We start from the raw sequence: 21345 nt of genomic DNA on the forward strand, positions 1-21345 counted from the left end.
TGCCTTTTTTTGCTGATATGCACATTCATATCGGCGCATCGAGAACAGGAAAGCCAATTAAAATTACAGGTTCACGCTCATTAACGCTTTCAAGCATTTTATATGAAGCAAAGAATATAAAGGGTATGAATATAGTAGGAATCATTGACTGTCATGCACCAGAAATACTAGGAGAGTTAAAGCAGTTAAGAAACGAGGGTATGCTTAAGAAGTTGAATGGCGGGGGATTGGATATTGGTGGACTAACGCTCATACCCGGCGCTGAAATTGAAATTAAAGATGAAAATTGCCAGGGACCAATTCATGTTCTCGTTTACATGCCTAGCATTGAGGCGATGGAACACCTAAGTCACTGGCTATCTTCGAGAATGAAAAATATTAACCTAAGCTCACAGCGAATGTACGGAAGTGCAATAGAACTGCAGCAATTTGTGAAGTCATTAGGAGGATTGTTCATTCCTGCTCATATATTTACTCCTTTTAAAAGTTTGTATGGAAAAGGAGTAAAGACGTCTCTAAAGGAAGTGTTTGATCCGGACTTGATTGATGCGGTTGAATTGGGGTTAAGTTCGAACACGGAGATGGCGTCTACATTAGATGAGCTTTCAACTTATACGTTTTTAACCAACTCAGACGCTCATTCATTAGAAAAGATAGCACGTGAATATCAGATGCTTTCTTTACAGGAAGCAACGTTTGATGAATTTAAATGTGCGCTGCATGAAAAAGAAGGCAGAGAAATTATCGCAAATTACGGTCTGAATCCGTATCTTGGAAAATACTATAATTCTGTTTGTGAAAATTGCTTGCAAGTTTTTCAACCAAACAATAAAGCTTGCAGTGAGTGTGGAAGTACTAGGTTTGTAAAAGGAGTAAACGACAGAATAAACGAACTTCAAGGAAAAGAGACTCAACAAAGAAACCGGCCGCCATATATCCACCAGATTCCGCTAGAATTTATTCCAGGTCTTGGTCCAAAGACATTGACTAAACTGCGTGATGCATTTGGAACAGACATGGATATTATTCACGCTGCTTCAAGAGAACAATTGCTGGAGATTGTTAAACCTGTAATAGCCGATCACATTCTTTCTGCCCGTAGCGGCGAGCTGTCAATCCAGATCGGTGGTGGCGGCACCTATGGAAAAATTATCTGAATGTCATCCTATTAATTCATAAAAAATGAGACATACCTTCCCCGCCGATTCATAGAATAGAATTAAGAGTTTCGGTGGAGGAGGCCATACATAATGGAGAGTTTGCGCTATTATATGCATCGTCACCTGGAAGAAAATAAAACGTTGTATGCGTTTGTTGGAGTTTTATTTTTAATGGGTGTTATTTTCGGAGCAATTATCGTTAATTCATTGAGTTTAAATCAGAAACAAGACCTCTATACGTATTTATCTCGTTTTTTTGTTCAAGCTGCTGAAGGCGGCTTCACTAGTAAATCGGATATGTTTTTTCAAAGTTTCGGCCACTATTTAAAATATATGGGTCTCATGTGGGTTCTCGGGTTATCTGTTATTGGACTGCCTGTCATTTTAGTTATGTTGTTCTTAAAAGGAGTAGTCATCGGATTTACGGTAGGGTTTTTAGTTAACCAGATGGGCTGGTACGGCTTTATGTTATCTTTTGTTTCTGTTCTGCCTCAAAATGTACTTTTAATCCCTGCATTTATTATCGTGACAGTAGCTGCTGTTGCTTTTTCCATTAAGATGATCCGCCAGCTAGCTTTTAAGAGACATCATATGCCTTTTTTGCCACAACTCATGAGATATACGCTATTAGTAGCGGGAGTTGGAATACTGGTGCTTTTTGCCTCCACAATGGAAGCTTTTTTTACACCAGCATTAATGGAACAAGTGATCAAATGGTCCATTCAATAATTAATAATAAATGTTTATTAATAATAAGTTTAAATCGTAATTTAAAATGACTTTAAATTGACAACTTTTTTCTCCATGCTTATAATTGTCTTGTGTATACATAAGGAGGAAAAGGGTATGGAAAGCAGAATCGACCGTATCAAAAAACAGCTGCATTCACAAAGTTATAAGCTGACTCCACAGCGTGAGGCGACCGTGAGAGTCCTCCTCGAAAACGAAGAAGATCACTTAAGTGCGGAAGATGTATATCTGCTCGTTAAAGAAAAGGCGCCTGAAATTGGTTTGGCGACCGTTTACCGTACTCTGGAACTCTTAACCGAACTTAAAGTAGTAGATAAAATTAACTTTGGTGATGGGGTATCCCGTTACGATCTAAGAACAGAAGGTGCCGATCACTTTCATCATCACCTTGTTTGTATCGAGTGTGGAGCAGTGGATGAAATACAAGAAGACCTTCTTGGCGATGTGGAAAAAGTTGTTGAAGAAGGATGGAATTTTAAAATTAAAGATCATAGGCTGACATTTCATGGGATTTGTCATAGATGTCATCCAAAGAGTGAAGGAAGCGAAGAATAGCGCTTCCTTTTTGTTGTTTAGGAAATTATAAATTTTTAGACGTGTGGACGGTTATTCGTGGACGGTTATTCGTAAGGTTTTGTGCAACGGAATCTTTTTAGAAGTATCTCTTTTTCCTTTAGGAAGTAAAAAGGAATGGTTAATATTTGAATAAGAGTGATTTAAAGTATCTTCCGGGCTGCAATAAAATCGTTTTGCATCCCCGTTATTTCTTCATCTTCTTCATTGACAAGTTGATTGGAGTGGAAGATGCGAAACTCCTGCGGGACAGGCGGGCAGGTGAGACACTTAAGAGTGAAACGTACAAATGTGGCTCACCGCCTGCCCCGCGGAAAGCGAGCATCTGGAACGGAAATCAACTTCTTTCAATAACAACAAGATTTATCTAAAACAGACTTTATTTCAAATGCATTTACAAAATATAAAGCAAAGAATATTTACAAAATCTTGAGAATCGGGTAACGTATGATTTGTAGATTTAACTTTTATGTATAATCAGGGAACATATGGGCATAACCTGTACTATATGAGGACAGGGGTGGACATGATGATTTCCTGGATGAAAATCGTTTGGAATACAACAAAGGTGTTCTTTGCTTTTTCGATTTGCACGCTTGTTTTTTATTTCGGTTTGCTCTGGATCAACCAGGAATACGAAAACTACCATAGATATGACGAACCTAAAGGAAAAGCGGTTAAAGTCTTTAATTTGAGTTCTGACAAGGATTCGAACGTTGTTAAAAGGCTTTTCTATTTTTACCAAACGGGTGAGTAAGGAGGGGTAATGTGAACGGTCATGTTCAGGATTTTCTTCAATATATTATTGTAGAACGAGCCCTCTCAAAAAACACAATTGATTCTTATAAAAGAGATCTGACTCAGTATGTACGTTACTTAGAAAAAGTGGAATCTATTGAAACCATTCATAAGGTTGACCGTAATCATATTATGGGATATCTTTTATTTTTAAAGGAAAATGGTAAGGCTTCCACGACGCTTGCTCGTAATATAGCGTCTATTCGATCGTTTCACCAGTTTCTTTTAAGAGAGAAGGTATCACACCAAGATCCTTCTGTACATATTGAAACACCAAAAACAGAAAGAAAGCTGCCGAAAGTTTTATCGACTCAAGAAGTCGAAGCGCTGCTGGATACACCTGCTTCGAACGACCCTTTCTCACAGCGGGACAAAGCCATGCTAGAGTTACTATACGCAACTGGTATCCGTGTTTCAGAACTCGTACAGCTTTATATAGGTGATGTGCATCTCGATATGGGTTTCATCCGCTGTATAGGTAAAGGGAATAAAGAACGAATCATTCCGCTTGGAAAGATGGCTCAGGCAGCGATTGAACGATATTTACATAATGGACGTTCAATCATGTTAAAGGGTAAGAAAACAGAAGCTCTATTTTTGAATCACCATGGTAATCGTTTATCTCGTCAGGGATTTTGGAAAATACTAAAACTGCTTGCAAGAAAAGCTCATATTGAGAAGGAACTAACACCGCATACGCTTCGCCACTCCTTCGCCACACATCTTTTAGAAAATGGAGCAGACTTGCGTGCTGTACAAGAAATGTTAGGACATGCTGACATTTCAACAACACAAATATATACACATGTCACGAAAACAAGATTAAAAGATGTTTACTCCGCCTTCCATCCGAGGGCGTGAGCTTTCTTTTAAAATGAGATGTCAGACTTCTGACATCATCAAGGTTTTGTTTGTTGTTTCTACTAAAAGGAAATAGTAAATAAAGTGCATGTATGAACTTCAGGAGGAAAAATGAAACAATCACGCTTTAAAAGAACTTTTTAATCGTAATGGATTCTGTAGGGATCGGTGAAGCACCTGACGCTGAAAAGTTTGGAGATAAAGGCGCTCACACTTTAGGGCATATCGCAGAAAAAATGAACGGGTTAAGTGTTCCAAACTTGGAAAAGCTCGGACTCGGAAATATTGATTCAACGATGAAAGGGATACAGCAAGCAGAGAATCCTCTTGCTCATTATGCAAAACTTCCTGAACTCTCAAACGGTAAAGACACGATGACAGGTCATTGGGAGATCATGGGTCTTCATATAAAAGAACCTTTTCAAACGTTCCCTGACGGTTTTCCAGATGAACTGATCGATATGCTTACTGAAAAGTGGGGCAGAGAAATACTAGGGAATAAAGCAGCTTCAGGCACCGAGATTATTTCAGAGCTTGGCGAAGAGCATGTTAAAACAGGTAAATTAATTGTATATACGTCTGCAGACTCTGTATTGCAAATCGCTGCTCACGAAGATGTTGTGCCGCTAGAAGAATTGTACAAGATTTGCGAAACAGCTAGAGAAATGACACGTGAAGGCAAGTACATGTTAGGCCGAATCATAGCCCGTCCGTTTAAAGGGGAGCCGGGATCTTTTGAAAGGACGTCTAATCGTCATGATTATGCGCTTAAGCCTTTTGGAAGAACGGTTATGAATGAGTTAGAAGATAAGGGTTATGACAGCATCGCTCTAGGAAAGATTTCCGATATCTTTGATGGTGAAGGCGTAACGAAGGCCATTCGTACGAAATCAAACATGGACGGAATGGACAAGCTTGTTGAGTCTATGGATGAAGATTTTACTGGACTTAACTTCTTAAACCTTGTCGATTTTGACGCGCTGTTTGGGCATAGAAGAGATCCAAAGGGCTATGGAGAAGCATTGGAAGAATTTGATGCTCGATTGCCTGAAGTTTTAGAGAAATTAAAGGAAGATGACTTGCTGATCATCACTGCCGACCATGGTAATGATCCTGTACATCATGGAACAGATCATACACGTGAATATGTACCATTGATGGTTTATCACAAAGGCATAAAAAATGGGAAGCAGCTTAATGTTAGCAATACGTTTGCTGATATTGGGGCAACGATCGCTGAAGTCTACAAAGTGAAGAAACCAGAAATCGGTCAAAGTTTTTTAAATCAGCTTTAAGTTAAGGGGGAAAATAAAATGTCAAATCAATTGCAGACATCTGCTGAATTCATTCAATCAAAACTTACATCTACTCCAAAAATAGGCTTGATCCTAGGTTCTGGACTTGGAATCCTTGCTGAGGAAATTGAAAATCCAGTTATTATTCCATATTCGGAAATTCCTGAATTTCCTGTATCAACAGTAGAAGGACATGCAGGTCAGCTTGTTATTGGTGAGCTTGCAGGTAAACAAGTTGTTGCGATGCAAGGCCGTTTTCATTATTACGAAGGATACTCAATGGAAAAAATAACATTCCCGGTTCGTGTGATGAAACTGATCGGAGTAGAAACCATCGTGGTAACAAATGCAGCTGGTGGTGTTAACAAGGACTTTGAAGCGGGAGATCTGATGCTGATCACAGATCATATCAATAATTTTGGTAACAATCCATTAATTGGTTCTAATGATAGTTCTTTTGGAGTACGTTTTCCAGATATGAGTGAAGCATATACTGCATCACTTCAAGATGTGGCTCGCAGTGTTGCAAAAGAATTAAACATCTCATTAAAAGAAGGCGTATATGTAGGAAACACAGGACCTTCCTATGAAACACCTGCAGAAGTGAGAATGCTTCGTGTTCTAGGTGCAGATGCTGTAGGTATGTCTACGGTTCCAGAAGTAATCATCGCACGTCATGCGGGCATGAAAGTGCTTGGAATCTCATGTATCTCAAATATGGCTGCAGGTATTTTAGATCAGCCTTTAACACACGATGAAGTTATGGAAACAACAGAAATGGTAAAAGCTAATTTTCTTTCTTTAGTAAAAGGAATCGTAAAAGAAATCTAAGGGTATTAATAGTGCCAGTGTTACTTCAGTTACTAATGGTACAAAATCGAAGTTTATCCAGTTAGTTAAACAAATTGTTTTAGATGTATCGATATAAGAAAGTGGTGTAATTGACATGAGAATGGTTGATTTAATTCAAAAAAGCGTGACGGTAAAGAACTAACAAAAGCTGAAATAGCTTATATTATTCAAAACTATACAAATGGCGAGATCCCAGACTATCAGATGTCTGCGTTTGCCATGGCTGTTTACTTTAAAGACATGACAACTGAGGAACGTGCTAATTTTACAATGGCGATGGTTGAATCAGGTGACCAAATTGATCTTTCTGCAATAGAAGGTATAAAAGTCGATAAACATTCAACAGGCGGTGTGGGTGATACAACAACTCTTGTATTAGCTCCATTAGTTGCTGCTCTCGGTGTACCTGTAGCTAAAATGTCAGGAAGAGGACTTGGGCATACTGGCGGAACAATCGACAAATTGGAGGCAGTGCCTGGCTTCCACGTTGAAATTGACAACCAGCAGTTTATCGATTTAGTAAATAAAAATAAGCTCGCTGTTATTGGCCAGAGCGGAAACCTGACACCAGCGGACAAAAAACTTTATGGTCTTCGTGATGTTACGGCAACAGTTAATTCGATCCCACTCATTGCAAGCTCGATCATGAGTAAGAAAATTGCAGCTGGCGCAGATGCGATCGTACTTGATGTCAAAACAGGTGCTGGAGCATTCATGAAAACACCAGAAGAAGCAGAAGAGCTTGCGAACGCAATGGTGAAAATCGGGAATGCTGTTGGGCGAAACACAATGGCTGTCATTTCTGATATGAGTCAGCCGCTGGGTCTTGCGATCGGAAATGCGCTTGAGATCAAGGAAGCAATCGATACACTTAACGGGAACGGCCCTAAAGACCTTGAAGAATTATGCTTAACACTAGGTTCTCACATGGTGTATCTCGCGAAAAAAGCAGATTCCCTTGAACAAGCCCGTGAGATGCTGAAAGAAGCGATTACATCTGGTAAAGCTCTTGAAACGTTAAAGGTGTTTTTAAAAGCACAAGGCGGAGATGAGTCTGTTGTCGATCATCCTGAAAATCTTCCTCAAGCAGCTCATACGTTTGAACTGGCTGCAGAAGAAGATGGATATGTTTCTGAGATCATTGCGGATGAGATCGGTACAGCGGCAATGATTTTAGGTGCAGGACGAGCAACAAAAGAATCCGAGATCGATCTAGCTGTTGGTCTTATGCTTAACAAAAAAGTTGGGGATTCCGTGGCAAAAGGAGATTCTCTCGTGACAATCTACAGTAACACAGAAAATGTAGAAGATGTTAAAAAGAGAATTCGTGATGCTTATACGATCTCAAAGAATGCTGTGGAAGCACCACCGCTTGTATATAAAGAAATTAAAAAATAATTGTAGAATATTAAGGTGACGCAAGAGGAAACTTTTGGGTCATCTTTTTAGTTGGCTATTTTTGCAATTTTTTTTGGTCGTAGTTGATTTCCGCTCCAGATAACTTCGCTTTCAGTGAGGTGCGCGGTGAGTAATCATTTAGATAAGAGTCAAAATGAGCTGATTCAAAAGTTTAAACTTTTGAATCAGCTTTTTTATAGACTTTTCGCCAATGTTTCCTCTTCCTATTTTGTAAGCTGTCTGAAACTTTAAAGTGTATTTAGTCAAGCTTGTATTTTAGATGGAAGATCCGGTATAAAGTGAAAAATTATGGAAAAAATAAAGCTATATGAATGGAGGGAACTGTATGAAAGGCGTTATTTCAGGTCTACTTAGTATTTGTTTGCTAGCTTCTTTTTCCATCCCAAAAGCGGAGGCTGCGGAAAAAGAAAAGATGAAGCTTGCTGAACAAAGCCACTCGGCAATTTTAATGGAACAAGATAGTGGCAGTGTTCTGTTTGAAAAGAATAGCCATGAAAAGCTGCCACCAGCAAGTATGACTAAAATCATGACGATGATACTTATCATGGAAGCGATCGATAAAGGGAAAATCAGCTGGAACGATAAGATTCGTGTTTCGGATTATGCAGCAAGTATGGGAGGGTCACAAATATTCCTTGAGCCTGGTGAAGAGATGCGGGTAGAAGATATGGTCAAAGGAATTGCAATCGGCAGTGCCAATGATGCATCTGTTGCAATGGCCGAACATATCGCTGGATCAGCAGAGTCTTTTGTTAACATGATGAACGATAAAGCAAAAGAGCTCGGTTTAAATGATACGTTCTTTAAGAATCCAACCGGACTTCCTGCAGCTGGACATTACACGTCTGCGCACGATATGGCACTCATGGGTAAGGAGCTTCTCAAACATGAAGAAGTTACAAAGTTCACTGGACTTTATGAAGATTACTTAAGAGAAGAATCAGAAAAGAAGTTTTGGCTCGTTAACACGAACAGACTCGTTAAGTTTTATCCAGGAGTAGACGGTTTGAAAACCGGATTTACGAATGAAGCCAAATATTGCTTAACAGCAACGGCAAACAAGAACGGAATGCGGGTAATCGCTGTCGTTATGGGTGCGCCTTCTCCAAAAGATAGAAATGCCCAAGTCACGTCGATGCTCGATTATGCCTTTACCCAGTTTTCCACTAAGAAGCTATACGACAGACATGAAATAGTAAAAGAAGTAAAAGTTCAAAAAGCAGAGAAATCAAAACTGCCTGTTGTTACTTCAGAAAACATCTCCCTTTTATTAAAAAAGGGTGAAACAGCGAAAAAAGTAAAAACAGAAGTAAATGTAGATAAAAATTTGAAATTGCCTGTGAAAAAAGGACAGCAGATCGGTTCTTTAAAAATATATAGCGGGGATAAATTGATCACGGAAAGTCCAGTTTTAGCTTCAGAGACAGTGAAAAAAGCATCATGGTGGAAACTTTTCAAACGAACAGCAGGACAAATGTCAAAATCCTCCTGATTATGATGTATTCTTGACAGTTATAGGCGAATTCCCACTAGTTTTGTCAGGAGTGAAGGAATTCGTCTATTTTTATAGAAACTTCACGTTATCCAAAAAGAAGGAGAGGATAGCGTGGGATTAGCTGTCAATCTGGAACTTAAACACACCGTATTATGTATCCGCTTAGACGGAGAACTTGATCACCATACAGCAGACATGCTTCGGTCACAAGTTGAAGAATATTTGAGAAAACATACGGTAAATCATATTGTATTAAATTTAGAAGGTTTAAGTTTCATGGATAGTTCAGGCTTAGGTGTAATACTCGGACGTTATAAACAGATCAAGAGTCAAAATGGAGAGATGGTAGTATGTGCCATATCGCCAGCGGTAAAAAGACTTTTTGAAATGTCGGGACTATTTAAGATTATTAGGCTTGAAGAAGATGAAGAGCTTGCCCTTCAGGCTTTGGGGGTGGCTTAAAATGAGAAATGAAATGAAAATTCAATTTTCAGCGTTAAGTCAAAATGAATCTTTTGCTCGTGTTACAGTAGCGGCGTTTATCGCTCAAATTGATCCAACGGTCGACGAACTGACTGAGATCAAGACAGTCGTGTCAGAGGCTGTAACGAACGCGATTATTCACGGATATGAAAACAAGGCAACAGGTATGGTCTATATTGAAGCAGCCATTGAAGAGGACACGATTCATCTAACAATTCGTGATGAGGGAATGGGAATACGTGACCTTGATCAGGCGAGGCAACCGCTCTATACATCAAAACCAGAACTCGAGCGCTCAGGTATGGGCTTTACGATCATGGAAAACTTTATGGACAGTGTAGAAGTCATCTCAGAACCGTCATACGGCACTACGATTCACTTGACAAAATACTTAACCAAAAATAAAGCAATGTGTAATTAAGGGAGTATGTCTATGGATGTCGAGGTGAAAGGCAGCAAAAGTGAACCGTTTCTAAAGGATGAAGAGATTAAGTTATTGATCAAACAGAGTCAGGAAGGAGATCAGTCAGCCCGCGATACGATTGTAGAAAAGAACATGAGGCTGGTCTGGTCTGTGGTTCAACGCTTTTTAAACAGAGGTTATGAAGCTGATGACCTCTTTCAAATCGGCAGTATCGGATTATTAAAATCAGTAGATAAATTTGATCTTTCCTATGATGTAAGGTTCTCAACATATGCAGTACCGATGATCATCGGCGAGATTCAGCGTTTCATACGAGATGATGGAACAGTGAAAGTAAGCCGCTCTTTAAAAGAGACTGGGAATAAAGTAAGAAAAGCAAAAGACGAGTTATCAAAATCACTTGGGCGAACTCCTACCATATCAGAAGTTGCTGAACATCTTGATGTTGCAGTGGAAGATGTGATCATGGCACAGGATGCTGTAAGAGCGCCACAATCTATCCATGAAACCGTTTATGAAAATGATGGTGACCCCATCACTTTACTCGATCAAATATCAGACCATTCGGAAAACAAGTGGTTTGATAAGATCGCTCTAAAAGATATCATGGATAAGCTAGATGAGAGAGAACGTCTAATCGTATATTTGAGATATTTTAAAGATCAAACGCAATCCGAAGTTGCGGATCGTCTTGCGATTTCTCAAGTACAAGTGTCAAGACTCGAAAAGAAAATACTGTTGTTTATGAAAAACCAGATGGAGACTTAAACGTCCTATCTGGTTTTTTGTTTTTTTAAAAATCCTCGTAAGATAGTTGATTTCCGCTCCAGGTTGCACGCTTTCCATGGGGCGAACGGTGAGCCTCCTGCCGCTTTGCGCCATTAGGAGTCTCCACCTGCACGCTCGTCCCATAGGAGTCGGCAACCTTCCGCTCCAATCAACTTGCATGAGAAGTACAAAAAGAGAAAATCTAAAAGAAATCGCTTAGCCTTTTCTTCAAATGTTCTTTAAATGTTCTTTTAAGTTATTCTAAATCAGTAATAACTTTCAAATTTAAGTTCAACAGCATTTAGAACTATCTAAAAGCATCATTGATTAGGGAGATTGGAGTGTAAGGTGCGAGACTCCTGCGGGACAGGTGGGCAGGTGAGACACTTAAGAGTGAAACGTACGAATGTGGCTCACCGCCTGCCCCGCGGAAAGCGAAGCACCTGAAACGGAAATCAACCACTTTCTACTACACCAAAGAATAAGCATATCTTTTTTTGTGGTATTTTTTGGATGGTGTTCAATGTGAGGCATGATAAGAATTACCGTATCGCATACTAAACACAAATGCGCTTAAGAAAGAGGTGAAGTGAAATTGGATAAAACGGTATACCTGCGTATGCGTCAGCGTGTACAGGTCCTTTTGCATCAGAAAGTAACAATTGGTGAGGTTGCACAGATTGTTGCATCTGATGAGTTAGAAAGAGACATCAAGGGATATATTATCCATGAAGTAACCCCTGAAGATAAGCATTTGATTGTTATAGATGTCATGCGTGTAATCGGAACAATACAAAAGAAAAAGCCTGGTTTAGATGTTCAGACTATCGGCCCTGCACAATCGATTCTAGAAATTCAGATGAAGCAAAAAAAGTTAGCACCAGTTTATTTTGTACTCGTATGGCTTTTGCTTTTTACAGGCTCTGCGCTTGCAATCATGAATTTTCATGAAGATGTCAGCATGCAGCTTGTTCATCAAAAAATCTATTTTATGATAACAGGGCACTATAAAGAACAGCCTTTATTGCTTCAGATTCCTTATTCATTTGGTCTCGGACTCGGAATGATCTTGTTCTTTAACCATTTGTTCCGTAAAAGGCTTAATGAAGAACCAAGTCCCTTAGAAGTTGAGATGTTCAACTATCAACAAGACCTTGATCAGTATGTAATCGTACATGAAAACAAAGAAACCGAGAAAAAGATCAATGGGAATTAAAGTCTTACTGGTTGCTTTTATTGGATTCGGCGGAGGAATAACAGTTGGTTCTGGTCTCGTTGCACTGATAACGGTTTTAGGGATCGTACCTAGGCTTATGCAACTTTCAAAAACGTACCGGTACATCAGAGGTTATGAATTAAGCATTATATTAGGAGCGGTAATTGGGGGTGGATGAACTTAAGAAACGCTTCAATTTCGTTTCCAGCATTTTTCCTCGTTCCAATTGGTCTATTAGCAGGAATCTTTGTAGGGATGCTTGCAGCCGCATTGACTGAAGTCTTGAACGTACTACCGATTCTTGCAAAAAGAGTAGGGTTCGGTGAGAAGATCATCATCATATTAATGGCGATTGTATTAGGGAAAATTTCAGGGTCCTTGTTTCATTGGATGTACTACATTAATCATTAAGGATGTGAATGCTTTATGGCAACAAAAGAAGAACAGCAGGCATACGCAAAAAAATTAAGCCGATTCAGCCAAAACCGCCTTATGTGTTGAACTGTTTCAAAGCCTTTTTGGTAGGAGGAATTATTTGTACAATCGGTCAAGCGATACAAATGTTTTACATGACCTATTTTAATTTTTCACAAGAAACTGCGGGTAACCCGACCGTTGCAACGCTCATTTTAATTGCGGCGCTTTTAACAGGGCTAGGTGTTTATGATAAGATCGGTCAGTTTGCTGGAGCTGGTTCTGTAGTACCAGTTACTGGTTTTGCGAACGCTGTAACGAGTGCTGCACTAGAACATAAGAGTGAGGGTCTTGTACTTGGAGTGGCTACAAATCTGTTTAAACTTGCTGGAGCTGTTATTGTTTTCGGGGCTGTATCTGCCTATGTTTTTGGCATGATCCGCTATATCTTTCAGCACTTGACATAAGGAGTGAGGGCATGAATTTATTAGGAAGACAAACGTGGAAATTTGCGAATAATGTGTATTTGAACGCAGCAGGAACAGCCGTTGGTCCGATGGAAAGTGAAGGTCCATTAGGCAGTTACTTTGATAAAACATATAACAACTTGCATTGCGGGCAAAAAAACTGGGAGCTTGCTGAAAGGCAGCTGATGGAAGACGCGATCAATGCTTGTTTACAAAAAGTAAAGATGAAGCCTGAAGATATTAATTTTTTGTTAGCAGGTGATCTGCTGAATCAAATTGTTTCGTCCAACTATACAGCACGTGGAAACGGCATCCCCTTTTTAGGCGTATTTGGAGCTTGTTCAACTTCTATGGAGTCCTTAGCGTTAGGAGCAGCATTGGTAGATGGCGGTTACGCTAACCGAGTTGTGGCAGCAGTTAGTTCGCACAACGCTACAGCCGAAAGACAGTTTAGATACCCGACTGAATATGGCGGACAAAAACCAGATACGGCGACGTTTACCGTTACAGGTGCAGGTGCAGCGCTTGTCAGTAAAGAGGTCTCGGATATTAAAATCACATCAGCAACAGTTGGAAAAGTAGTCGACTTAGGAATAAAAGACCCTTTTGATATGGGTTCTGCGATGGCTCCTGCAGCAGCTGATACAATCGCTGCTCATTTTAAAGAAATGAATGTTGAACCAAATGAGTATGACTTAATCGCGACAGGAGATCTTTCAGGAGTAGGAGCGCCGATCGTAAAAATGCTGTTAAAGGAACAGGGTTATGATGTTTCTGATAACCATCGTGATTGCGGGCTGATGATCTATCGCTCGGGTCAGCAGGTGTTTGCTGGAGGAAGCGGTTGTGCATGCTCTGCAGTTGTCACGTATGGATACATTCTAGATGAGATCCGAAAAGGGAATTTAAAGAAAGTACTTATGGTAGCGACAGGTGCACTTTTAAATCCTGTTATGGTTCAACAAAAAGAAAGTATTCCAACGGTTGCTCACGGCGTTGTTCTAGAGCGGGCGGAAGGAGGACAATAAGATGGAGTTTTTCTGGGCATTTGTAATAGGTGGAGCCATTTGCGTCGTCGGTCAATTGATGATGGATGTTTTGAAATTAACACCAGCGCATGTTACCACTTCGTTTGTAGTGATCGGAGCAGGTCTTGATGCTTTCGGAATCTATGATAATTTAATCAAGTTTGCAGGAGCAGGTGCTACCGTCCCCATCACAAGTTTTGGTCACTCACTGCTTCATGGTGCGATGGCAGCAGCTGACGAACACGGGTTTATCGGAATAGCGATGGGTATTTTTGAGTTAACATCTGCAGGTATCTCTTCAGCCATTTTGTTTGGTTTTTTAGTAGCAGTCATCTTTGAACCAAAGGGGTGATCTTATGGTAAAAAAACGGGTCATTTTCATAACTGATGGAGATCTGTACGCATTGCGGGTTGTCGAACATGCTGCTAAACAAGTTGGCGGCAGATGTATTTCGCAATCATGGGGAAATCCATCCAAAAAGAGCGGTGAAGAACTTGTAGAAATGATCCGTACAACACCTAATGATCCTGTACTTGTGATGTTCGATGATTGTGGTTTTAAGGGAGAGGGACCAGGAGAACATGCTATGAGATACATTCATCAGCAAAAAGACATAGATGTTATTGGTGCGGTAGCGGTCGCTTCAAAGACGCATTTTGCAGAGTGGACGAAAGTACATTGTTCGATGGATAGATATGGTGAACTCACAGAGTTTGGCATTGACAAAAGCGGACTGCCTGACTTAGAAACAGGAAGAATTAACGGCGATACGGTGTATATTCTTGATGAACTGAATCTTCCTTTTGTGGTTGGAATCGGGGACATCGGCAAAATGTCAGGTTTCGATGCTGTTGAAAAAGGGGCTCCGATTACGGTTAAGGCTATAAAACTCATTTTAGAAAGGAGCGACTCAAGTGGCAAACGACGCAAAAAATAAGACTCCAATCAGCAAAAACATTCATGATACAGAAAAATTTCTAAAAGAACGTCTAGGCATCGGGGTAAGTTTCGATGTTGGCGTCAGGAAAATTTTTGTTCTTAAAAAAGAATTACAACTATATTATTGTACCGGTCTTTGTGACAGTGAGTTCATCATAATGATCTACCGTGAACTCATGGATATGGATCACGGTCATAGATCGCCAAGCAAAGTGAAAGACCTTGTACATAATCATCTAGCTCACCAGCAAGTGGAGCTTACAAAGTCATTAGATGAAGCCGTAGACCGGATGCTTTCAGGACTCATCGTTATCTTTGTTGACGGTGAGGAAGAAGCATTTGTTGTTGACGTTAGGAGTTACCCAGGAAGGTCTCCCGAAGAACCGGATATCGAGAAAGTTGTAAGGGGTGCCCGAGACGGGTATACGGAGAACATTATCATCAACACCGCCCTTACGAGACGACGTATTCGAGATGAGCGTTTAAGACATGAAATTATGCAAGTTGGGGAACGGTCAAAAACGGATGTATGTCTTTCTTATATACAGGATGTTGCAGATCCAGGGCTCGTAGATCTGATAAGAAAAGAACTCAGCTCTATAGAGATTGATGGCATACCGATGGCGGATAAAACGATTGAAGAATTTATTGTTAAACAAGGCTGGAATCCGTTTCCCTTAGTCCGGTATACAGAGCGACCAGACGTTGCAGCTCAGCATTTGATGGAAGGTCATGTATTGATCATCACAGATACATCACCGAGTGTTATCATTACTCCCACAACACTCTTTCATCATGTGCAGCATGCAGAAGAATTCAGACAGACTCCATTTATCGGTGCTTTTTTAAGGTGGACGCGTTTTACTGGTATGCTTGCTTCAGTATTTTTAGTTCCGATGTGGCTCCTTTTTTCTATGCAAAAAGAGCTGCTGCCACCTTTTATTGATTTTATCGGACCAAATAAAACAACCAACATCCCATTGTTTTTACAAATTGTCTTTGCGGAAATCGGGATTGATATCTTGAGGCTCGCCGCCATTCATACCCCTAGTGCCCTTTCGACCGCAATGGGTCTGATTGCAGCAGTATTAATCGGACAAATTGCAATCGACGTAGGTTTGTTCGTTCCAGAAGTTATTCTATATGTAGCAATCGCTGCGATCGGATCGTTCTCAACACCAAGTTACGAGCTCAGTATCGCCAACAAAGTACTCCGGCTCTTCTTAATTGCAATGGTGATGCTCTTTAAAGTTCCGGGGTTTGTAATTGGGTTTACGATTATGGTTATATATATGGCAACCATCAAGAACTTGAACACACCGTATTTATGGCCGCTCATTCCGTTTAATCCAAAAGCTTTTATGCAGATTATTGTTCGAATTGCCGTGCCATTGTCAAAAGTGCGGCCGAGCATTGTTCATCCACAAAACAGCAAAAAACAGCCAACTAATTAATCTGTCCCTTGCTGATTGTTGAAAATTGTGTTAAATTCATAACTAATTATATATGCCTCATATGAGGTAGAGGCGCAAAACGAATGAGTAGCATATGGAGTTTGTGGATGACGATGAAATATGTTGAAAGGTCAATTTGCCGAAGTGTAGGAAGAGCTCCATCTCTTTTTATGCTGGGCCGCTGCTGAACAAGCAACGGACTGTCACTACAGCAGTAGTGGAGAGCTATTCCGACATGAGGGTACGGTTATGACAGCCTGCCTTAGTTGCGGCTGTCTTTTGTATTTGTCGGGATTGAATTCTCTATCAACAACGAGAGGGGATTTTTTGTGAATTTACACGGTACAGCACAAATCGGACAAAATCATCATCTATGGATAGGTGGTACAGATACGGTTGAACTTGCAAAAAAATATGGAACACCACTTTATCTGTACGATGTATCTTTGATAAAGAATAGAGCAAGAGGTTTTAAGAAAGCATTCGAAGAAAAAGGTGTGGGTTACCAAGTAGCGTACGCCTCAAAAGCTTTCTCTTCCATCGCCATGTTTCAGCTGATCGATCAAGAAGGATTAAGCTTAGATGTGGTTTCAGGCGGAGAGCTTTACACAGCTCTTCAAGCAGAGTTTCCAGCAGAACGAATTCATTTTCACGGAAACAATAAAAGCCCGGAAGAATTAGAGTTTGCACTTAACGCGGGAGTAGGCTGTATTGTAGTTGATAACTTTTTTGAGATCTCTTTACTAAAAACGTTAAGCAACAAACTCAATAAAAAGGTTAATATTTTATTGCGCCTCACTCCTGGCATTGAAGCACATACACATGATTACATCATAACTGGCCAGGAAGATTCTAAATTTGGTTTTGACCTAGGTAATGGCCAAGCTGATAAGGCGCTAATGGAAGTTCTTAATTTTGAGGGTTTTCGTGTATTAGGGGTTCATTGTCATATCGGCTCACAAATCTTTGAAACAGATGGTTTTACTTTAGCGATTGAAAAGCTATTTGGGCACTTTAAGAAGTGGGAAGAAAGCTATAACTATTTTCCGACTGTCGTAAACCTTGGCGGAGGCTTTGGTATTCAATATACTTCTGAAGATACACCGCTCTCACCAGAGCAATATGTAACGGCTATGATTGAAGAAGTGAGCAAACAAATGAACCGTTTTGAAGGAAGAGATTTACCTGAATTGTGGATTGAGCCAGGCCGCTCCCTAGTGGGTGACGCTGGAACAACGATCTATTCAATCGGTTCGCAAAAAGAGATCGAAGGCGTTAGACATTATGTTTCTGTTGACGGTGGAATGACCGATAACATTCGCCCGGCACTCTATCAAGCAAAGTACGAAGCATGTGTTGCAAATAAAATGAACGAAAAGCCTGCACAAACCGTATCAATCGCAGGGAAATGCTGTGAGAGCGGAGATATGCTGATCTGGGATATCGAGTTGCCAAAAGTAACGGATAACGACTATTTGGCGGTATCATGTACCGGAGCATATGGATACAGCATGGCGAGCAATTATAACCGCATCCAACGTCCTGCAGTTGTGTTTGTTGAGAACGGAGAAGAACAACTTGTAGTGAAGCGGGAAACGTATGAAGACCTCATTAAGAATGATGTCCCATTAAAAACAAATGTTTTTGTGTAAATTAGTTTACGGAGCAGTCATTTAACCGTACAATGGTAGTTGTAATGAAGTAGAAGGAGGCCATTTTTATGAAAAAAGGTTCTATTGAATTTGAAAACGGCGAAAAAATACTATTTGATTTGTTCCAAGAAGAAGCACCTGGAACAGTAGAAAACTTTGAAAAATTAGCAAACGAAGGATTTTATAACGGTGTAACGTTCCACCGTGTTATCCCTGGTTTCGTAGCACAAGGCGGAGACCCGACGGGAACTGGAGCTGGCGGTCCTGGTTATTCTATTCCTTGTGAAACAGAAGGAAACCCGCATAAGCACGTAGCTGGTTCTCTTTCAATGGCGCATGCTGGCCGCGATACTGGGGGAAGTCAATTCTTTATCGTTCATGAGCCACAACCTCACTTGAACGGTGTTCACACTGTTTTCGGACAAGTTACTGAAGGCATGGAAACGGTACTTCGCATTAAACAAGGCGATGTAATGAAAGAAGTTAAAGTTTGGGAAGAGTAATCTTCTAAAGTAAGAAAGCTCCGGAAAATAATCCGGAGCTTTTTTATATATAGATTTACTAAATTATTATGTCATCTCGTCAATATATCATTACAATTAGTCAATTTAATCATTGAACTCGTCGAATTTAATAATAAATTGGCTGAATTAAAGCAACAAGTTGGCGAATTGTATGAGTCATCCTTTATAAGATTCTGTTTTTCTTCAGTTTTTGTCTTTTTCGCTCATCAATAACTGCGGAACGATCTCTTAATGTGTGCTTATGAACGATGTTGTCTTCAGTCATAGCTGATAAGAACCACTCTTCCTCTGTTACACCTGCTTCTAATAAGCATTTTTGTAATAACTCCGTTGTTAGGGGAAGAGCAATCGGCTCAAAAGGTTGCTGTTGCTGAATTTTTTGTTTTCGTTCATGAATCAATTCAAAAAATGATACGGATTCTATTCCAAGCGCCTTTAAAGCTGATTCTTCTTTTTGCAGTTTCACTTCACAACTCGTGATCATTCTTTTCGCACCGTTCATGTTGCCGCGTCGCTGGTGATATAGAGCAACAGCTAACTGAATGAGTCCGGGCCATAGATCCCCTTTCATTCCTTCTTCTTTCCAATACTCCTCAAGAACTTCATGGCATTCAAAGTAATCTTGTTCTCTATGAAAGTGTATTAAGTATTCAATCCATGGTTTTGGGTAATTCACAGTCATTCACGCCCCTTAATAAGCTCGAATTCAAGTTTACCATATGCACCGTGTGAATAAAAACAAACCGCGATACGAACAAAATATGATATAATTTTATAATACAAAAACGCTGATAAAACTGGGGAAATGTTATGCAATATAGTGTGAAGCTTGATGGATTTGAAGGTCCGCTTGATTTATTGCTTCATTTAATACAAACCTACGAAGTGGATATTTATGATATTCCAGTAGCGATTATCACTGAGCAATACCTTCAATATATACATACGATGAAAGAACTAAAACTTGATGTGGCAAGTGAATTTTTAGTGATGGCAGCCACTCTTCTAGCGATTAAGAGCAAGATGCTGCTGCCAAAGCATGAGGAAGAGCTATTCGAAAACCAAATGGAACTTGAGATGGAAGAAGATCCGAGAGATGAGCTTGTTAGAAGGCTTGTAGAATATAGAAAGTATAAACATGCTGCAGATGAACTAAAAGAAAGGAATCCGCAAGAAGTTTAATCTATACAAGACAGCCGCTTGATCTGAGTCAGTTTGAAAAAGAAGAAACTGCCAAGCAAGTAACAAATGTAACCCTTTATGATATGTTGCAGGCAATGCAAAAAGTCTTTCAAGAAAAGGTTACTAGAGCACCAAGGCAAACAACGATTGAGCGTCAAGAGATACCTATTGAAACAAGGATGGAACAAATAAAAAGTTCACTCATTTCGGTAGGGGGACGAAAGAAGTTTACAGAGCTGTTTGATAAAAGCACAAAAGAGCATGTGGTTGTCACGTTTCTTGCGATTTTAGAACTAATGAAGGTGAAAGCCATCAATTGTGAACAGCAAGATCATTTTAGTGAAATATATATAACGATGTTAGAGGAGTAATACAATTTGGAACGAAATGAAATAAAAGCGGTTGTCGAAGGTTTGCTTTTTGTCAGTGGAGACGAAGGAATTGATAGAAAACAGATCGCTCAAGTACTGGATATCGACAACAAAGAACTGGATCCTATCATTGAAGAATTGAAGGAGAATTATTCGTCATCAGATAGAGGGATGTCTATTGTTGAATACGCTGGATCCCTTCAATTTGTAACAAAGCCGGATCATGCGGTCTATTATGAGCGGCTTGTCGAAACACCGGGACATTCAACACTTTCGCAGGCTGCACTTGAAACACTCGCAATCATTGCTTATAAACAGCCGATTACGAGGTCTGAGATTGAAGAAGTAAGAGGTGTGAAAACAGAAAAGCCGTTACAGACGTTATCTGCAAAAGGACTTGTAAAAGAAGTTGGAAGAGCTGAGGGTACCGGAAGAGCGATCCTCTATGGAACAACCAAAGCATTTTTAGAACACTTTGGTCTGCAGAACATTAAGGAACTGCCGCCGCTTCCTGAGAACATTAAGGAAGAAAGTGTTGAACAGGAAGCAGACTTGTTCTTTTCAAAGTTTCAAGAATCACTATCTACTGAAGATTAGTAAGGGGGAGTTATGCATTGTTGATTCAGCATATTGATGGTATAGAGTTAGAAAAAGAAAAGCCGAATACATCTGAGGATTTCTTTAACCGTTCAGAAGCTACTTATGAATTGAACGGGAAAACACAAACTTTTCACCTACTTTATGTACGATATTTTGAAGAAAAACTTCAAGAGGAATTAACACAGCATGACTTTTGGAAAAATTATTTGGATACTTACAAGATACGGGAGATTGCAGCACTTGTTGCGTTAAACAGCAATGATGCATATTTAAAGCGGAAACGAATTTATATAAACGACTATGAGGAATTTAGGAATCTTTTTGTTCATTCAAACGAAGATGTACTGAGATCTTATTTAAACACTTTAAAGAAAATAGCTAAGTAGAGCAGCCGTTAATTCTGGCTGTTTTTTTATTGGAAGTGGTTGATTTCCGTTCCAGGTTGCTCGCTTTCCGCGGGGCAGGCGGTGAGCGACATTCGTACGTTTCACTTTTAAGTGTCTCACCTGACCGCTTGTCCCGCAGGAGTCTCACACCTTGCACTCCAATCAACTTTCAAAGAAGTAAATAAAAATGAGGTTTGAAAGCAACAATCTTTTAGAGAAGAGCCTTTCTAAAA

At 40.0% G+C, this 21345-nt stretch carries 24 protein-coding genes, 3 pseudogenes and 1 riboswitch; of the genes and pseudogenes, 25 read left to right on the forward strand and 2 right to left on the reverse strand.

Going from position 1 to position 21345, the window contains the following annotated elements:
* The first annotated feature begins 17 nt into the window (after positions 1-17).
* The 22 genes and pseudogenes from ACEWFH_RS10210 to ACEWFH_RS10315 all read left to right on the forward strand — a co-directional run bounded on the left by ACEWFH_RS10210 (position 18) and on the right by ACEWFH_RS10315 (position 18552).
* The gene (locus tag ACEWFH_RS10210; protein ID WP_473727271.1) at positions 18-1157 is read left to right on the forward strand and encodes an endonuclease Q family protein; all 1140 of its coding nucleotides are present in this window, start codon (positions 18-20) and stop codon (positions 1155-1157) included.
* Positions 1158-1250: 93 nt separating this feature from the next.
* Positions 1251-1889 (forward strand): stage II sporulation protein M, encoded by a 639-nt coding sequence (gene spoIIM / locus ACEWFH_RS10215; protein WP_473727070.1) that lies wholly within the window; start codon positions 1251-1253, stop codon positions 1887-1889.
* A gap of 117 nt (positions 1890-2006) precedes the next feature.
* Entirely contained in the window at positions 2007-2465 is a 459-nt protein-coding gene (fur, locus tag ACEWFH_RS10220; protein ID WP_473727071.1) for a ferric iron uptake transcriptional regulator, read from the forward strand.
* Between the two features lie 249 nt (positions 2466-2714).
* Positions 2715-2837, forward strand: coding sequence for a hypothetical protein (locus tag ACEWFH_RS10225; protein WP_473727072.1), 123 nt, complete (start codon positions 2715-2717; stop codon positions 2835-2837).
* A 172-nt stretch (positions 2838-3009) separates the two neighbouring features.
* Positions 3010-3240 (forward strand): YqzK family protein, encoded by a 231-nt coding sequence (locus tag ACEWFH_RS10230; protein ID WP_473727073.1) that lies wholly within the window; start codon positions 3010-3012, stop codon positions 3238-3240.
* An 11-nt stretch (positions 3241-3251) separates the two neighbouring features.
* Positions 3252-4142, forward strand: coding sequence for a site-specific tyrosine recombinase XerD (gene xerD / locus ACEWFH_RS10235; protein ID WP_473727074.1), 891 nt, complete (start codon positions 3252-3254; stop codon positions 4140-4142).
* Between the two features lie 149 nt (positions 4143-4291).
* Positions 4292-5437 carry a phosphopentomutase gene (gene deoB / locus ACEWFH_RS10240; RefSeq protein WP_473727075.1) on the forward strand — a complete coding sequence of 382 codons (1146 nt, stop codon included), beginning with the start codon at positions 4292-4294 and terminating at the stop codon, positions 5435-5437.
* Positions 5438-5455: 18 nt separating this feature from the next.
* The gene (locus ACEWFH_RS10245; protein ID WP_473727076.1) at positions 5456-6268 is read left to right on the forward strand and encodes a purine-nucleoside phosphorylase; all 813 of its coding nucleotides are present in this window, start codon (positions 5456-5458) and stop codon (positions 6266-6268) included.
* A 115-nt stretch (positions 6269-6383) separates the two neighbouring features.
* A pseudogene (locus ACEWFH_RS10250) lies at positions 6384-7687 on the forward strand (pyrimidine-nucleoside phosphorylase).
* Positions 7688-8033: 346 nt separating this feature from the next.
* Positions 8034-9200 (forward strand): D-alanyl-D-alanine carboxypeptidase family protein, encoded by a 1167-nt coding sequence (locus tag ACEWFH_RS10255; RefSeq protein WP_473727077.1) that lies wholly within the window; start codon positions 8034-8036, stop codon positions 9198-9200.
* A 114-nt stretch (positions 9201-9314) separates the two neighbouring features.
* Positions 9315-9665, forward strand: coding sequence for an anti-sigma F factor antagonist (spoIIAA, locus tag ACEWFH_RS10260; RefSeq protein ID WP_066242024.1), 351 nt, complete (start codon positions 9315-9317; stop codon positions 9663-9665).
* 1 nt (position 9666) lies between these two features.
* Positions 9667-10107 (forward strand): anti-sigma F factor, encoded by a 441-nt coding sequence (spoIIAB, locus tag ACEWFH_RS10265; RefSeq protein WP_198767686.1) that lies wholly within the window; start codon positions 9667-9669, stop codon positions 10105-10107.
* Between the two features lie 12 nt (positions 10108-10119).
* A complete protein-coding gene (gene sigF, locus ACEWFH_RS10270; protein ID WP_066242019.1) occupies positions 10120-10878 on the forward strand; it encodes an RNA polymerase sporulation sigma factor SigF in 759 nt (252 codons plus the stop codon).
* 595 nt (positions 10879-11473) lie between these two features.
* Positions 11474-12094 carry a stage V sporulation protein AA gene (locus ACEWFH_RS10275; RefSeq protein ID WP_473727078.1) on the forward strand — a complete coding sequence of 207 codons (621 nt, stop codon included), beginning with the start codon at positions 11474-11476 and terminating at the stop codon, positions 12092-12094.
* Positions 12084-12505 (forward strand): annotated as a pseudogene (locus ACEWFH_RS10280) (stage V sporulation protein AB). Before ACEWFH_RS10275 ends, ACEWFH_RS10280 begins: the two are co-directional and overlap by 11 nt.
* An 8-nt stretch (positions 12506-12513) precedes the next feature.
* On the forward strand, positions 12514-12975 hold the full coding sequence (gene spoVAC, locus ACEWFH_RS10285; protein ID WP_473727079.1) for a stage V sporulation protein AC: 462 nt from the start codon (positions 12514-12516) through the stop codon (positions 12973-12975).
* A gap of 11 nt (positions 12976-12986) precedes the next feature.
* Positions 12987-14003 carry a stage V sporulation protein AD gene (gene spoVAD / locus ACEWFH_RS10290; RefSeq protein WP_289495251.1) on the forward strand — a complete coding sequence of 339 codons (1017 nt, stop codon included), beginning with the start codon at positions 12987-12989 and terminating at the stop codon, positions 14001-14003.
* A 1-nt stretch (position 14004) separates the two neighbouring features.
* A complete protein-coding gene (spoVAE, locus tag ACEWFH_RS10295) occupies positions 14005-14355 on the forward strand; it encodes a stage V sporulation protein AE (RefSeq protein ID WP_289495252.1) in 351 nt (116 codons plus the stop codon).
* A gap of 4 nt (positions 14356-14359) precedes the next feature.
* On the forward strand, positions 14360-14941 hold the full coding sequence (gene spoVAEA / locus ACEWFH_RS10300) for a stage V sporulation protein SpoVABEA (protein ID WP_473727080.1): 582 nt from the start codon (positions 14360-14362) through the stop codon (positions 14939-14941).
* Positions 14919-16397, forward strand: coding sequence for a spore germination protein (locus ACEWFH_RS10305; RefSeq protein WP_473727081.1), 1479 nt, complete (start codon positions 14919-14921; stop codon positions 16395-16397). Before spoVAEA ends, ACEWFH_RS10305 begins: the two co-directional genes overlap by 23 nt.
* Before the next feature lie 59 nt (positions 16398-16456).
* Positions 16457-16633: riboswitch (Lysine riboswitch) on the forward strand.
* 93 nt (positions 16634-16726) lie between these two features.
* Positions 16727-18049 carry a diaminopimelate decarboxylase gene (gene lysA / locus ACEWFH_RS10310; protein WP_473727082.1) on the forward strand — a complete coding sequence of 441 codons (1323 nt, stop codon included), beginning with the start codon at positions 16727-16729 and terminating at the stop codon, positions 18047-18049.
* A gap of 68 nt (positions 18050-18117) precedes the next feature.
* On the forward strand, positions 18118-18552 hold the full coding sequence (locus tag ACEWFH_RS10315; RefSeq protein ID WP_289495256.1) for a peptidylprolyl isomerase: 435 nt from the start codon (positions 18118-18120) through the stop codon (positions 18550-18552).
* 184 nt (positions 18553-18736) lie between these two features.
* Here ACEWFH_RS10315 and ACEWFH_RS10320 read toward each other — a convergent pair whose 3' ends face one another.
* The gene (locus ACEWFH_RS10320) at positions 18737-19255 is read right to left on the reverse strand and encodes a DUF309 domain-containing protein (RefSeq protein WP_473727083.1); all 519 of its coding nucleotides are present in this window, start codon (positions 19253-19255) and stop codon (positions 18737-18739) included.
* A 128-nt stretch (positions 19256-19383) separates the two neighbouring features.
* Between ACEWFH_RS10320 and ACEWFH_RS10325 the strand changes: the two are divergent.
* The 3 genes and pseudogenes from ACEWFH_RS10325 to ACEWFH_RS10335 all read left to right on the forward strand — a co-directional run bounded on the left by ACEWFH_RS10325 (position 19384) and on the right by ACEWFH_RS10335 (position 21112).
* Positions 19384-20126 (forward strand): annotated as a pseudogene (locus ACEWFH_RS10325) (segregation/condensation protein A).
* A 6-nt stretch (positions 20127-20132) separates the two neighbouring features.
* Positions 20133-20723 carry an SMC-Scp complex subunit ScpB gene (gene scpB / locus ACEWFH_RS10330; RefSeq protein WP_473727084.1) on the forward strand — a complete coding sequence of 197 codons (591 nt, stop codon included), beginning with the start codon at positions 20133-20135 and terminating at the stop codon, positions 20721-20723.
* A gap of 17 nt (positions 20724-20740) precedes the next feature.
* Entirely contained in the window at positions 20741-21112 is a 372-nt protein-coding gene (locus ACEWFH_RS10335; protein WP_473727085.1) for a hypothetical protein, read from the forward strand.
* On the opposite strand, the gene ACEWFH_RS10340 is transcribed toward ACEWFH_RS10335, so the two are convergent.
* Positions 21092-21232, reverse strand: coding sequence for a hypothetical protein (locus ACEWFH_RS10340; protein ID WP_473727086.1), 141 nt, complete (start codon positions 21230-21232; stop codon positions 21092-21094). The genes ACEWFH_RS10335 and ACEWFH_RS10340 overlap by 21 nt on opposite strands.
* Between the last annotated feature and the right edge of the window lie 113 nt (positions 21233-21345).

Source organism: Fictibacillus sp. EA-CB0309 (assembly GCF_055814265.1).

Excerpts from the sequence above, each read along its gene's own strand:
- ACEWFH_RS10210 (WP_473727271.1), top strand. The coding sequence starts at position 18 with ATGCACATTCATATCGGCGCATCGAGAACAGGAAAGCCAATTAAAATT.
- spoIIM (WP_473727070.1), top strand. The coding sequence starts at position 1,251 with ATGGAGAGTTTGCGCTATTATATGCATCGTCACCTGGAAGAAAATAAA.
- fur (WP_473727071.1), top strand. The coding sequence starts at position 2,007 with ATGGAAAGCAGAATCGACCGTATCAAAAAACAGCTGCATTCACAAAGT.
- ACEWFH_RS10225 (WP_473727072.1), top strand. The coding sequence starts at position 2,715 with ATGCGAAACTCCTGCGGGACAGGCGGGCAGGTGAGACACTTAAGAGTG.
- ACEWFH_RS10230 (WP_473727073.1), top strand. The coding sequence starts at position 3,010 with ATGATGATTTCCTGGATGAAAATCGTTTGGAATACAACAAAGGTGTTC.
- deoB (WP_473727075.1), top strand. The coding sequence starts at position 4,292 with ATGGATTCTGTAGGGATCGGTGAAGCACCTGACGCTGAAAAGTTTGGA.
- ACEWFH_RS10245 (WP_473727076.1), top strand. The coding sequence starts at position 5,456 with ATGTCAAATCAATTGCAGACATCTGCTGAATTCATTCAATCAAAACTT.
- ACEWFH_RS10255 (WP_473727077.1), top strand. The coding sequence starts at position 8,034 with ATGAAAGGCGTTATTTCAGGTCTACTTAGTATTTGTTTGCTAGCTTCT.
- spoIIAB (WP_198767686.1), top strand. The coding sequence starts at position 9,667 with ATGAGAAATGAAATGAAAATTCAATTTTCAGCGTTAAGTCAAAATGAA.
- sigF (WP_066242019.1), top strand. The coding sequence starts at position 10,120 with ATGGATGTCGAGGTGAAAGGCAGCAAAAGTGAACCGTTTCTAAAGGAT.
- spoVAC (WP_473727079.1), top strand. The coding sequence starts at position 12,514 with ATGCTTTATGGCAACAAAAGAAGAACAGCAGGCATACGCAAAAAAATT.
- spoVAD (WP_289495251.1), top strand. The coding sequence starts at position 12,987 with ATGAATTTATTAGGAAGACAAACGTGGAAATTTGCGAATAATGTGTAT.
- spoVAE (WP_289495252.1), top strand. The coding sequence starts at position 14,005 with ATGGAGTTTTTCTGGGCATTTGTAATAGGTGGAGCCATTTGCGTCGTC.
- spoVAEA (WP_473727080.1), top strand. The coding sequence starts at position 14,360 with ATGGTAAAAAAACGGGTCATTTTCATAACTGATGGAGATCTGTACGCA.
- ACEWFH_RS10315 (WP_289495256.1), top strand. The coding sequence starts at position 18,118 with ATGAAAAAAGGTTCTATTGAATTTGAAAACGGCGAAAAAATACTATTT.
- ACEWFH_RS10320 (WP_473727083.1), bottom strand. The coding sequence starts at position 19,255 with ATGACTGTGAATTACCCAAAACCATGGATTGAATACTTAATACACTTT.